Below are 13,587 nucleotides of genomic sequence, written 5' to 3'. Positions count from 1 at the left end.
CAGTACTTCATTAATCCTTGAAGTGACTTTTATAAAGCCTAATTATTTGTATTTCATTAATACTTTTTGCAGTTTGTGTATTATCTATGTGGTACTGGCAAAGAAAAAACAAAACATCTCCACCAAAAACTAATTTTTGGTGGTTCTAAAATGGCTAGGTGTCAATCCCGTATGTTTCTTAAACAATCGGGTAAAATACGAGTAATCTTCATATCCTAAACGTGACGCGATTTCGTTCACCGTAAAATCTTTGTCAAACAACATGCGTTTGGCTTCGAGTATAACTCTGTCCGTGATCACTTCGGTGGTGGTTTTTTGGAGTCTTTCGTTGCAAATTCTATTTAAATGTTTCAGCGTTATGTGAAGCTGGGCTGCATAAAAAGAGGCCGCTTTTTCTGTTTTGTAATGCTTTTCTAATTCGGTTTCAAAAGCTTTAATTTTCACATTATAAGCATTTGCTTGATGCAAATTCGATCTTTCATACTTACGCGCAATTTGAATATGAATGCAGTCCAAAAGATTCAAAATGAAATCCTTTTGCCAAGGCTGATGAGACTGTGACTCCTCGATAAGTCTTTCAAAATACGGCACAATCGCTAGACTTTCGGCAGTTTGTAATACAAGCTCGGGTTTATTATCCACAGCAGAATAAAAAGGATAGTCGGCAATATCTTTTTGTCCAAAGTAAAGGTTGTAAAATTCCTGCGAGTAAAAAACAACATATCCTTCAACATCTTCGGATAAATGCCAATGGTGAATTTGTCCAGGTTGCATAAAAAACATGCTTCCTGGCTGAATATCAAAAACATCAAAATCAATCTCATGCGTCCCCGAGCCTTGTGTAAAAAACACTAAAACATAAGAGTTATGACGGTGGGGCTCCTCAACAAAACTGTGCGTAATTAAATGATTTTTAAAGGTATTGATATACAAACTACTGTTGACTGCATTGCAATTAAACCGCTGAATGTTGTAAATGGGATACTTAGCCATGATATCTAAATGTCTTTATTGTCCTAGAAGTAGCGAAGATAGAAAATACTAAGCATAGCAATAAGAAATACCTTTGATAAAAATAAATATCATGTCGCACGCTATCGCTCATATCCTAAATAATGATTGTCCACAGTGTCAAAAAGGTAAGGTTTTTAATGAAAAGAGTATATTTTTTACTTTTGGTTTCCCTAAAATGAACGAATACTGCTCGCATTGTCATTACAAATTTGAGAAAGAACCTGGCTATTTTTTTGGAGCTATGTATGTCAATTATGGCCTAACAGTGGCGCAAAGTATAGCCACTTATGGAATTGCTCAGTTTTTCTTTCAGGAAAGATTTGATTTGAGAATCATACCCATTATTGCCTTTGTGATAATCGCCTTAGCTTCGTTCAATATTCGTTTGTCGCGACTGTTATGGATTTACATGTTCAAAAATTATTCGATGTAAAAAACAGGTATCTTTGTTTTCTATAACTCTATTACCATGAAAAAAATACTTTGTTTAGCGCTTCTATTTATGGCTACACTTGCCAGCGCTCAGGATAAGAAAGAAAATCAAAAAGCTAAAATTGTTGAAGCTTCTTGTGGTCAATGCCAATTTGGTATGACAGGACACGGATGCGATTTAGCCGTTCGCATAGACGGAAAATCTTATTTTGTTGATGGCAGTTCCATCGATTCTCACGGAGATGCGCATGCCAAAGATGGCTTTTGTTCTGCCATTAGAAAGGCATCTGTACAAGGCGAAGTCGTCAACAATCGTTTCAAGGCAACCTCCTTTACCCTTTTGCCAAAAGAAAAAAAGAAATCCTAAAAAAATACCCCAAAGAGTCGTGAACTTTTTGGGGTGTTTTTTATCTTAAACTATTCTATCTATTTTGCTTTTGAACTTGTCTTCAAAGTTTTATTGGCAAATGTTGCCACATCAATCACTTCTTCTAAATCGACATCAAAAGAAATCATCACGCTATCACCCACCATCGTCACAGGCAGTTGATTGGATATTTGCGATGAGCCTACAAAAATATTAGGATAGTCTTTAACTTTGAAATAATAAAAGCTGTTTCCATTTTTTACATCATTTTGAATGCGCGTCACAATAGATTGTACTGACTTTTGAGTCGCAGCACTGTTAGGATTGATTTTATTATCTGCCATATTATAGACATTTTTAAACGAAGTCAGCGTTTCACGCATGGTATTTCCAACACCTACAATGGTATAATCCGAAATTGCAACCATAGCAAACATTTTAACTAATCCGCCTTTATCTTTCAAAGTCATCACATACGTTGGAATGTTATTTATGTTGTAAGGAATAGGCAAAGATGCCTCATATCCTTTTTCTTGAACTTTACCCTGAGCCGAACTTTGGGCAGCAAATTCAGTTGCTCCACCTTGTTTGTAAAAAGTAGTTTCTTTGGTTCTGGTATCCACCAATACAAAACCCACAGCAGATTCGTCCTTTCCTACTGATGTCAAACCCGTATACCAGTATGATTTGTTATCGTTTCCGTAAACTAATGTCAAACCTTCGGTAATTTGAAGTTTATTCGCGTTCGAAAAATTCCAATATCCATGCACGTATTCGCCCCAATCATTCAACTGATCTTCAATAAATTCTAAAGGCTGAATTCTATCCACCCATTTTGGTGTCTTATCAATAGAGTATTCTACAATAGCTCCAGTTTGTGCATTGACAACAGCTACACCAATGGCATCTCTTCCTGAGAAACCTATTTTTTTAGCATATTTAGTTACAATCCAAAACGGATTTCCAGCATCGTCAATTTCAAAACTAAAATCAGTCAAACCTACTGTCGCATTTCCGTTAAAATAAATATGCCTGTGAATATTACTTTGAAAAAAAGCTCCTTGCTGGTACTTAATTTTGATTGCTTTACCCGCTATGTTTTGTACCAGTTTTACATCACGCTCATTGGTTGCTGAAACCATAACATATCCTGCTGTTCCCTCTTGATTATTGAACCATTTAAAAAAACCAGAGTGTAACAAAGGTGCTACCCAATACAAACTATTATTTACTTTTTGAATACAAAAATCACCTAATTCTACCTGGCTACCTAGAGCTGGTTGCGATCCCAATATTTTTTCTCCCAGCAAGTGTGCTAATTCTTCATCAACAACACGAATTTTGTCAATTGCAATTGGAGCGATGTGAGTGGTTATTTTGTCGCCGTTTTTGACCTTACCAAGTAACTTTTGGTACGAATCAGAGCGAAACATTTTGAGACTAGTTACAAATGGCAAAACCGTACAATAACCTAAAACAACAAGAAAAGCATACACCAAAAAACGACTGGGTTTCGAGACCACTTTCAACTGATTATTGGAACCTGAAACAGCAAATCCCGTCGAAAACAAAAGAGCTAAAACCAATAAAATAAGTACAATAAAAGCAAATCCCGGAAAACCGTAATTGAAAACGGGTAGGTTATTGTAAACCAATAAAAACCCTAAAAGCAATAAAAAAATAAAAGTAAATGTCTTTTTCATTTTGAAAAGTTATTTGTGTACCAAATTAGTCTTCGTACATCAAAAAGCGTTACAGTACTATTCCGAAAAAAAGGAAACTATTGTCGCTTGTAAAAAAATAGTATTTTTGCAAGCTGATTGAAATACATTTTCAATCCCTAGTAATATTCAATCTTTAAAATAAACACATGAAAGCATACGTATTTCCCGGTCAAGGCGCACAATTTACAGGTATGGGTAAAGACTTATACGAGAGTAATCCACTTGCAAAAGAATTATTTGAAAAAGCCAATGAAATTTTAGGATTCCGCATCACCGATATCATGTTTGAAGGAACTGCCGAAGAATTAAAAGAAACCAAAGTAACTCAACCAGCAGTTTTTTTACACTCTGTAATATTGGCTAAAACTTTAGAAAATTTTACTCCAGAAATGGTAGCAGGACATTCTCTTGGCGAATTCTCTGCACTAGTTGCTAATGGTGCTTTATCGTTTGAAGACGGTTTAAAACTAGTTTCTCAAAGGGCTTTGGCCATGCAAAAAGCTTGCGAAATTACTCCATCAACTATGGCCGCTGTTTTAAACTTAGACGACAAAATTGTTGAAGACATTTGCGCTTCTATCGATGGTGTTGTGGTTGCTGCCAATTATAACTGTCCGGGTCAATTGGTAATTTCTGGTGAATACAAAGCCGTTGAATTAGCGTGCGAAAAAATGAAAGAAGCGGGTGCCAAAAGAGCTTTGATATTACCAGTAGGTGGTGCTTTTCACTCCCCAATGATGGAGCCAGCTCGTGAAGAACTTGCAGCAGCTATTGAGGCCACTACTTTTTCAACACCAATATGTCCGGTATATCAAAACGTAACTGCAAGTGCCATTTCGGACCCGAACGAAATCAAGAAAAATTTAATCATTCAATTAACCGCTCCTGTAAAATGGACGCAATCTGTACAGCAAATGATTGCTGATGGAGCAACCCTATTTACCGAAGTTGGTCCTGGAAAAGTACTAGCTGGATTAATTGGAAAAATCAATAAAGAAGCAGTTACAGCCAACGCCTAAGCTACTTTTCAATCTTAAAAAATCCTCATGAAACTATTTTTATGAGGATTTTTTTATATCTTTAAAATTACAAACACATAAATAAATTGAATATGAAAAAAGTAATTTTAGGAATAGCATTTTTAGCACTAGTAACAGTATCTTGTAAAGAAGAAACGAAAGCTAAATTAGACGAGGCGAAAGATGCCGTAGGTACTGAATTAGAAGCGAAAATAGATACTGCCACTGTAAAAATGGACAAGGCTGTAGATACTTTACAATCAAAAACTGGAAAAGCACTTGAAAAAGGTGCAGCAAAATTAGATGAAGCAGCTGCTAAAATGAAAGAAGCAGCAAAAAAATAAATCATAAAAAAGCCAAATCTGTTCCGATTTGGCTTTTCTTTTTCTCACAGCTTCTTAGCTTCTTCACAATGATTATTACTAATCCCTGTGATTAAAAATACGGAATCTTTTCTTTCAAAGAATATGTACCAAGTAGTTCGATTATTCGCTTTGTAAAAAATATAGTTTGATCCTAAATGACGGAGTTTTTGTGGAGTTGATTTATGCGGAAAACTATTAATTTCTAAGATAATAAAATCTACAATCTTATCAACATAAAGTATTGCATTCTTTTCGTAACTAAAATATTCTCGATCGAAGAGTATAGAAATCAGTTCATCAAAATATAGTAGAATTTCTTCCTTAAAAATTACTTTTTCCAAGGATAGGCTTTTATTCTTTTATACATCTCAAATTTAAATTCCTCGGGAGTCAAACCTTTTTTCACTTCTTCATCAAAATTAAAAGTAGCTCTATCAATTCCCTTAAACCTAATTTTTGAAGTTTCATAACCTATTGAAGGCTCTTCGGCTTTACTATTTTCAGATTTGTTTTTTTCAGCATCCATGACTCATTTCTTAGTTTAACGAATTTACAACAAATTACTTAAAAGAAAAAATCCTGAATTATCATTGCGATAATTCAGGATTTTCATTCTATTTAGCAAGAGCGTCTAAGATCTAGCGCTACAAACGAACTTTCTGTTCCCATTTCCAAGCACTTGCCATGGCTTCTTCTAGTGTTGATTGTGCTTTCCAACCTAAAATTTCATTAGCTCTTTCAGTACTGGCGTAAGCTGATGTGATGTCACCTTCTCGTCGACCCACAATTTTATAAGGCAACTTATTGCCACTTACTTTCTCGAAAGTTTCAATAACTTCTAGAACAGAGCTTCCGGTACCGGTACCTAGATTAAACGTCTCCACTTTGGTTTCATTTTTCTTATTCAATAAGCGCTGTAATGCAATAACATGGGCTTTCGCCAAATCGACTACGTGAATATAATCGCGAATGGCAGTTCCATCAGGCGTAGGATAATCGTTCCCATAAACCGATAATTCTGCACGCAAACCCATTCCTGTTTGCGTAATAAAAGGCACTAAGTTTTGTGGCACTCCCAATGGCAACTCCCCAATTTCAGCTGATGGATGCGATCCAATTGGATTAAAATAACGCAATAAAATAGCGTTGATATTGGTTACTTTCGCTGTGTCGGTGATAATTTCTTCACCTATTTGTTTAGTATTCCCGTACGGAGACATCGCTGTTTGAATAGACGCATTCTCAGTAATCGGCATCGTTTCGGCTTGACCGTAAACCGTACAAGAGGAACTAAAAATAAAATTGGCTTCTGGCTTTTGCTGTAACTCCTGCAACAAATAAATCAAAGCACTGATGTTGTTTTCATAATACAACAACGGATTTTCAACACTTTCGCCCACCGCTTTTGAAGCCGCAAAATGTATGACACCTGCAATATCATGATTTCTTTTAAAAAAATCTTGAACATTATCTTTCTCTCTTAAATCAATTTTTTCGAATGCAGGCTTCACACCCGTAATGTTTTGAATACCATCTAAGACATTCAAAGACGTATTAGATAAATCATCTACAACTACAACTTCGAATCCCTCATTTTGCAATTCAACAACGGTATGTGATCCTATAAATCCTAAACCTCCTGTTACTAGTATTTTCATACTTTATTAATATATTATTAAATTTTATTTCATAAAAAAGACGCGATAAATCGCGTCTCTACAATTATCCTAAATATTCTAAAACACTCAATGTAATGAATTCTATTTGTTCATCGTCCAATTCTGTGTGCATTGGTAAAGAAAGCACTTCTTTAACCAATTGATTGGTTACCGGAAAATCCTCTTCTTTATATCTAGCGTCAGCGTAAGCTTTTTGCGAATGCAACGGAATTGGGTAATAAATGGCACAAGGAATGCCTTTGTCTAACAAATGTTGCATCAAGCCATTTCTATCTGCATCGATAATTCGTAATGTATACTGATGAAAAACGTGACAGTCACAAATATCACAAATACTTGGTGCAATTATATTTTTGTGCCCTTCAAAAGCTGCAGAATATTTACGTGCTGCATCTTGTCTGGCTTTTCCGTATTGATCTAATAAAGGCAATTTTGCATTCAAAACCGCAGCTTGTATGCTGTCTAGTCTTGAGTTTACTCCCACAACATCGTGGTGGTAACGCTCATACATACCGTGATTTACTATTCCGCGAAGTTTGTGAGCCAAAGCATCATCATTCGTGAAAATTGCTCCACCATCACCATAACATCCTAAATTTTTAGAAGGAAAAAATGATGTCGCTCCTACATGACCAATAGTTCCTGCTTTCTTTTTTGTACCGTCAGAGAATTTGCAATTAGCGCCAATAGCTTGTGCGTTATCCTCTATCACATACAAATTATGTTCTTTGGCAATAGCCATAATCGCTTCCATATTGGCTGCACGTCCAAATAAATGAACCGGTACAATCGCTTTTGTTTTTGGAGTTATGGCTTTACGAATCCCATCAATAGAGATGTTCATGTTGTACATGTCTACATCTACTAATACGGGAGTTAGTTGCAACAAAGCGATTACCTCAACAGTGGCTGCAAAAGTAAAATCGGCAGTAATTACCTCATCACCAGGTTTTAAATCCAATCCCATCATTGCAATTTGCAAGGCATCAGTACCATTGGCACAAGGAATTACGTGCTTTACATCTAAATATTTCTCTAGTGATTTTTGAAATTCATGCACTTTAGGTCCGTTGATATACGTATTAGTGTCTAAAACTTCCTGAATTGAAGCATCTACAACATTTTTTATTTTTTCATATTGACTTTTCAAGTCAACCATTTGGATTTTTTTCATTTCGATTTTCAGTTTAATGTTCGAAAGAGAAGTCTGCGATTGCATTCTTGTTCCTTTCTTAAAACGAAGAACAAAAATAGTTATTTATGTCTTGATACCAATGCAACGTTTCTTAAAAAGCAGGTAATACAATAAAATAAACGCAGTCTTGAAATTTAAAAAAATGATGCGTTAGAAATTCACTTAAAGAAAACGTATTTTAGCCCAAAAATTTTAGCCATGCTTTTTATCTACAATTTATTAGTTTTAGTTGCGAGTTTTATTTTAAAGATTGTGGCGCTTTTTAGTCCAAAAATGAAACTTTTTGTAGACGGCAGAAAAGGTGTTTTTACGCAACTTGAACAGCAAATAAAACCAACAGACAAAACTATCTGGTTTCATGCCGCATCACTGGGCGAATATGAGCAAGGATTGCCCGTGATTGAAAAAATTAAAGAACAATTCCCAAGCCATAAAATTATCTTGACTTTTTTTTCCCCATCAGGTTACGAAGTCCGAAAAAACAATGCTGTAGCTGATATAACGGTTTATTTACCAATGGACACAAAGGAAAACGCACAACAATTTCTTGACCTCGTTCATCCTGAAATGGTATTTTTTATCAAGTACGAATATTGGCCGAATTACTTAAACGAACTCAAAAAACGCGACATAAAAAGCTATTTGATTTCTGGAATTTTAAGAAAAAACCAAGCCTTTTTTAAATGGTATGGCGGTTTTTATAAAAAAGCGCTTGATGCTTTTACTTACTTTTTTGTACAGAATGAAAGTTCTAAAAAACTTTTGCAACAATTAGGCAAAACCAATGTTATTGTGACTGGTGACACCCGTTTTGATCGTGTGGCTACCATTTTAGAAAAAGATAATGCTCTGAATTTTATTGCTCAATTTAAGGATAACACTACCACAATTGTTGTGGGAAGTTCTTGGCCAAAGGATGAAGATTTTATTGTAAACTTCCTTAACTCGACTGCATTGAATGTGAAATTTATAATTGCTCCTCACAATATTAAAGACGATCAAATTCAAAAACTCAAAAACAGCATCAGTCGAAAAACTGTTTTATTCTCTGAAAAAGAAAATAAAAACCTGGCAGATTTTGATGTTTTTATCATTGACACCATTGGGATTTTGACCAAAATTTACAGTTATGCTGATATTGCTTATGTAGGTGGAGGCTTTGGGAATCCTGGCGTGCACAATGTATTAGAACCAGCTACTTTTGGTGTTCCAATTGTTATTGGTTCCAATTATTCGCATTTTGCAGAAGCTATCGCATTGGTTAATATGGAAGCGTGTACTGCCATAAACAATCAACAAGAATTGAACGAGGCTTTTGAAAATTTAATTCGAAATGAGGATATCCGTCACGAAAAAGGACATATGTGCAGCACTTTTGTACAGATGAACAAAGGCGCAACGCAAATGATTGTGAGTCGAATTTAACCCGTTTATAGTGGGTTTTGTCAAATAAGTTATAAACAATTAAACTAGTCTAGTCAACCAATAGAACTTTCACAAATCAATAAACCATTAAGTTCATTAAGAAAATTAAGAATCATTGTGCTTACTGTTGCATAATTCTATTTATGATTTAGAGAACAAGCTAATTTTAATAATTCTTGCAAAAGAGCTGTAAACTAGAATTCAAATTAATAACCATTTCCGCCTTGAATGAAGACTAAGTCATTGCTATAAACTTAGCTTGTCTTTGAAATTGCTGGCTTGTCTTCGAGAAATTTCCACTTTAATATCTTTTGGAAGTTCTGCTAAAAGATTACCGCTAAACCAGGTTTCAATTTTACCAATGTATTGCACATTTACAATTTGGTTTCTATTGGCTCTAAAAAAATATTTCTCGGGAAGTTTTTCCTCAATTTGGTTTAATGATTTATTGATCGTAGCTTTTTCATTTTGAAAAAATACTTTGGTGTAATTGCCATCAACTTCAAATAAGTAAATATCTGAGATTTTAACCAACCAGCATTTTTCGCCATCTCTGATAAAAATCTGATTGTCTAAAGCTAGTTTCTTCTCATTTTTTTCGGCTCTTTCGATCAAATTGGTATTTACTTTTTCTATTGCTTGTGCAAACCTTTTTGGATTGATTGGTTTTAACAAATAATCGAGCGCATTGTATTCAAATGACTTGATAGCATACTCATCAAAGGCGGTCGTAAAAACCGTAATAGGTACATTATCGAGCATTTCAAGCAAGGCAAAACCATCTTTTTCAGGCATGTTGATGTCCAGAAAAAGCAAGTCGGGCTGCGTATTGTTGATGAGTTCAAAACCCAAATCTACATTTTCGGCTTCACCAATTATTTGAATTTCAGGGTGATTTTTAATTAATTCCTTTAGCTCATTGCGAGCCAAACGAGAATCTTCGACTATGACAGCTTTTATTTTTTTCATCGGTTACTAAGAAATAGGTAGTGTTATTTTAGCAATGACTTCATTTTCAATTTCATTAAGTGAAAAAGTGGCGTTTTCGCCGTAAATTAAGTGTAATCTTCTTTGAATATTTTTAAGACCTAATTGTGTAGTTCCTGTTTGTTGAGACAAATTCCCTGTATTCTTAACTTGAATATGTAAATTGGTATTTTCTTTTTTGATTTTCAACAATAAAATACCGCCATTTTTTAGTTGCGAAATTCCATGTTTTATGGCATTTTCAATCAACATTTGAATGATCATAGGCGGAATAGGCAATTTTAAAGTCTCTTCTTCTATTTCTGAAATAAATTGCAATCGATCTTCTAATTGAATTTTTGAAATGGCGATAAAATTTTCAACCATTTCAATTTCTTCCTCAAGTGCAATGGTGTTGATTTCACTTTTTGTCAAAGAATACCGCAGCATTTCAGACAATCGCGTGATCATTTCCCTTGATTTCATTGGATTTTCCAGAATCAAACCGCGAATATTATTTAAACTGTTAAACATAAAATGCGGATTAATTTGCCCTTTTAAAGCATTAATCTGTGACTCTTTGAGCGTAGACTCTAATTCTAATCGATTCATTTTATTGTCTTTTAGTAATAAAATTGTTTTAACAACAGTATATGAAATTATCCACAAAAAAAACAAAATAGAAAACAAAATGATGAATACAATATTTGCCAATACACTTTGGCTAGGGTGATCTAAAACTTCTGGCCTTTTATACACATATGTAAGCATCAAATAGTTATACCCAATTACGAATGAATAATAGATAGCGATTGAGATCACAAACACTACAATTATTTTAAAAAGATCTCTTCTCGTAAAACTTTCAAAATCAATATATTTATTAAAAAAGAACCGTACAGAATAGGTCACAACAAGGATAGCAACAGTATAAGATACATAATCCAAAACCAATTGCCATTTTTCATATCTTAAAACATTTCTTTTAGGGTCTAACATTGGAGGTATAAATATAAAGCCTAGTACAATAGTCCAGATCACAATTTGAATGATCCAAAACGTGTTTTTTCTTTTTGATATTTTTTCTATTGAATTCGTTTTCATTGTTTTATTATGAAATTAGTGCTGTGAAGTACTCCACAATCTTTATAACTGTAATCAAAATAAGTTTTACCATTTTGTTTTATTTTAAATTAAACAACTCTTTTAAAACTTTTGGCGAAGTACAACTACTCCGCCAAAAGTAAACTTTTTCAAATTAATTTTTACTACTTCAAGTGTTGTGCAAAAAAGCCAAGCATTGATTTATAAAGCTCAATTTGATTTTCTTCTCTAAGAAAACCATGTCCTTCATTGTACTTGAGCAGATAAGGAACTTCAAATCCTTTTTTGCGTAAAGCAGTCACAATTTGATCTGATTCTCCAATGTTAACCCTTGGATCATTTGCACCTTGAATCACAAACAAAGGCTTTTTGATTTTATCGACTTGATAAAAAGGCGATACGTCTTTGGCAATTTTAGCCTGTGCAGGATTATCTAAATCATACCAAATTTTCTTTGTCGCTTCTGTATAAGGTTTCCAATATTCAGGAAAAGAGCTGAAAAAAGTTTCAATGTTTGAAATTCCTACATAATCCACTCCACACGCATATAAATCAGGTGTTTTTACTAATCCCATCAAAGTGGCGTACCCTCCGTGACTTGCACCATAAATAGCAATTTTATCTTTATTTATCCATCCCTGTGACAATACATATTGCACTCCATCTTCAATATCATCCATCACTTTACGTCCAATTTGACCATATCCTGCTTTCAAAAATTCTTTTCCGTATCCTCCTGAAATTCGGAAGTTTACATGTAAAGTGGCATAGCCGCGACTAGCAAACAATTGTGCTTCTGGACTAAATCCCCAACTGTCTCTTAACGTTTGTGGGCCACCGTGCGGATTAACAATTAAAGGTGCCTTTTTTCCTTCTAAAGCCTCTTTAGGCAAGGTGATATACCCGTAAATTAAAATTCCGTCACGACTTTTAAACGAAATCGGTTGCATTACAGCCATATCTTTTTGTTCTAGTTTTGGCATTAAATCGAACATATAAGTCAATTTATTTAACTTCGAATCATATTGATAATATTTTCCGTAAAATTTATCACTAGAAACAATGATCAACATTTTTTCTTCATCATCACTTTGGGAAACAATTGAAAATTGCGCATCCTTAAATTCCTTTTGTATGTTGTCGTATATCTTTTTAAAAGTTTTACTTATTGGGATGATGGTGTTTTTTTCTCCGTTAAAACCAACGTAGTCCACTTCAAACTTTCTTTTTTCAGAAAGCCCTAGAATATTAGAATCAAAGGTCGGGTTAGAATAAATTTCTTTAATCATCTTATTCTGCTTCAAATCATACAAAACAATTTGTGCTTTATCAGATTCTAAATTTGATATTACATAAGCATCATCTGGATTGGGCGTTTGGTAATTTAAAGAAACAAATGTGAAGGTTTCTGTAGATTCAAATTCTTTTAACAATTTAAAATCGTTAGCACCTGAAGGCTTATAGTAATACTGCATACTTATTCCATTAGCCACTCTTACAAAGCCTATTAGATTACCATCTTGATCAAAATTATAGACCAGTATTGGGTTTTTAAGGTCCGTATTGGCATATAATCTTTCTATCGCTCCCGTTTTGGTATTGATTTTATAAGGTTCCTTAAGTTGCTTGTTTTCCTTATTCATAGAAACGATAATAAAATCTCTTTGATTTTTTAGTACCGTATTAATTTCTGCCTGTACACCGTCAAAAGGCGTCAAATCAATTGGAGCAGAACCATCAATACCAGCAGAATAAACATGTATATTTTCATTTCCTCCTTTATCCATGGCATAAATTAATCGCTCATTATTCAACCAAAAATACGTTTTGATGAGTTCTTCTTTTTCCTCTATTACCAGAGAAACTTTGCCTGTTTTAATCTCCTTTACGTACACATTGGTTTTGCCGTTATCCATTTTTTGAAAATAAGACATGCGTAATCCGTCAGGTGATAATCTAAACGTTCTTGCTTTTGCTTTTGTAAAGAAATCTTCAACAGCATATTTGTAATTTCCGTTATCAAAAGAGGCTAATTTTTCTAGATCTCCTTTCGACGAAGGCAGCGAAATATCGCCAGGTCTTTTTGCTTCAAGTTGAGGTGTTTGTGCATTGGCATTTGACAATCCCATTATTGCTAGTGCAAGTACAATGATATTTTTTTTCATGATTTAAATTGATTTTGATTGATTTGATTTGATTGATTTGTTTTGATTGATTTGATTGATGATATATTTTTTAAGCCATTATTAATTTCATTAAGTAAACTAGTAAAAAACCTATTACAAAACCAAAAACTG

At 34.1% G+C, this 13,587-nt stretch carries 14 protein-coding genes; 5 read left to right on the top strand and 9 right to left on the bottom strand.

From position 1 onward, the window contains the following. Window positions 1-129 precede the first annotated feature (129 nt). Entirely contained in the window at window positions 130-993 is an 864-nt protein-coding gene (locus FJV36_RS04330; RefSeq protein ID WP_158729536.1) for an AraC family transcriptional regulator, read from the bottom strand. A gap of 91 nt (window positions 994-1,084) precedes the next feature. On the opposite strand from FJV36_RS04330, the gene FJV36_RS04325 reads away from it, so the two are divergent. Beyond that, window positions 1,085-1,447, top strand: coding sequence for a DUF983 domain-containing protein (locus FJV36_RS04325; protein WP_086453673.1), 363 nt, complete (start codon window positions 1,085-1,087; stop codon window positions 1,445-1,447). 36 nt (window positions 1,448-1,483) lie between these two features. Continuing rightward, window positions 1,484-1,813 (top strand): DUF6370 family protein, encoded by a 330-nt coding sequence (locus FJV36_RS04320; RefSeq protein ID WP_144889421.1) that lies wholly within the window; start codon window positions 1,484-1,486, stop codon window positions 1,811-1,813. A 59-nt stretch (window positions 1,814-1,872) separates the two neighbouring features. On the opposite strand, the gene FJV36_RS04315 is transcribed toward FJV36_RS04320, so the two are convergent. Continuing rightward, on the bottom strand, window positions 1,873-3,516 hold the full coding sequence (locus FJV36_RS04315) for a hypothetical protein (RefSeq protein WP_158729535.1): 1,644 nt from the start codon (window positions 3,514-3,516) through the stop codon (window positions 1,873-1,875). Between the two features lie 167 nt (window positions 3,517-3,683). Here FJV36_RS04315 and fabD point away from each other — a divergent pair, with 167 nt between their 5' ends. Then, complete coding sequence (fabD, locus tag FJV36_RS04310; RefSeq protein ID WP_158729534.1) at window positions 3,684-4,556, top strand: ACP S-malonyltransferase; 873 nt, start codon at window positions 3,684-3,686, stop codon at window positions 4,554-4,556. Window positions 4,557-4,648: 92 nt separating this feature from the next. Next, window positions 4,649-4,900 (top strand): hypothetical protein, encoded by a 252-nt coding sequence (locus FJV36_RS04305; RefSeq protein WP_086453677.1) that lies wholly within the window; start codon window positions 4,649-4,651, stop codon window positions 4,898-4,900. A gap of 44 nt (window positions 4,901-4,944) precedes the next feature. On the opposite strand, the gene FJV36_RS04300 is transcribed toward FJV36_RS04305, so the two are convergent. The 4 genes from FJV36_RS04300 to FJV36_RS04285 all read right to left on the bottom strand — a co-directional run bounded on the left by FJV36_RS04300 (window position 4,945) and on the right by FJV36_RS04285 (window position 7,774). Continuing rightward, window positions 4,945-5,262 carry a hypothetical protein gene (locus FJV36_RS04300; RefSeq protein WP_158729533.1) on the bottom strand — a complete coding sequence of 106 codons (318 nt, stop codon included), beginning with the start codon at window positions 5,260-5,262 and terminating at the stop codon, window positions 4,945-4,947. Then, a complete protein-coding gene (locus FJV36_RS04295) occupies window positions 5,250-5,447 on the bottom strand; it encodes a hypothetical protein (RefSeq protein ID WP_158729532.1) in 198 nt (65 codons plus the stop codon). Before FJV36_RS04295 ends, FJV36_RS04300 begins: the two co-directional genes overlap by 13 nt. A 118-nt stretch (window positions 5,448-5,565) precedes the next feature. Further along, window positions 5,566-6,579 (bottom strand): UDP-glucose 4-epimerase GalE, encoded by a 1,014-nt coding sequence (galE, locus tag FJV36_RS04290; RefSeq protein ID WP_158729531.1) that lies wholly within the window; start codon window positions 6,577-6,579, stop codon window positions 5,566-5,568. A 64-nt stretch (window positions 6,580-6,643) separates the two neighbouring features. Beyond that, window positions 6,644-7,774 (bottom strand): DegT/DnrJ/EryC1/StrS aminotransferase family protein, encoded by a 1,131-nt coding sequence (locus FJV36_RS04285; protein ID WP_158729530.1) that lies wholly within the window; start codon window positions 7,772-7,774, stop codon window positions 6,644-6,646. Window positions 7,775-7,993: 219 nt separating this feature from the next. Between FJV36_RS04285 and FJV36_RS04280 the strand changes: the two genes are divergently transcribed. Beyond that, window positions 7,994-9,220, top strand: coding sequence for a 3-deoxy-D-manno-octulosonic acid transferase (locus FJV36_RS04280; protein WP_158729529.1), 1,227 nt, complete (start codon window positions 7,994-7,996; stop codon window positions 9,218-9,220). 246 nt (window positions 9,221-9,466) lie between these two features. On the opposite strand, the gene FJV36_RS04275 is transcribed toward FJV36_RS04280, so the two are convergent. The 3 genes from FJV36_RS04275 to FJV36_RS04265 form a co-directional block, all read right to left on the bottom strand. Then, window positions 9,467-10,189 carry a LytTR family DNA-binding domain-containing protein gene (locus tag FJV36_RS04275; RefSeq protein WP_086453683.1) on the bottom strand — a complete coding sequence of 241 codons (723 nt, stop codon included), beginning with the start codon at window positions 10,187-10,189 and terminating at the stop codon, window positions 9,467-9,469. A gap of 6 nt (window positions 10,190-10,195) precedes the next feature. After that, window positions 10,196-11,290 (bottom strand): sensor histidine kinase, encoded by a 1,095-nt coding sequence (locus FJV36_RS04270; protein ID WP_233264592.1) that lies wholly within the window; start codon window positions 11,288-11,290, stop codon window positions 10,196-10,198. 164 nt (window positions 11,291-11,454) lie between these two features. Further along, entirely contained in the window at window positions 11,455-13,455 is a 2,001-nt protein-coding gene (locus tag FJV36_RS04265) for a S9 family peptidase (RefSeq protein WP_158729528.1), read from the bottom strand. Between the last annotated feature and the right edge of the window lie 132 nt (window positions 13,456-13,587).

Source organism: Flavobacterium sp. I-STPP5a (assembly GCF_009764685.1).
Lineage (GTDB): Bacteria > Bacteroidota > Bacteroidia > Flavobacteriales > Flavobacteriaceae > Flavobacterium.
Note: the sequence above shows the minus strand (reverse complement) of the source record. Positions and strands in the feature narration are given on the sequence as shown.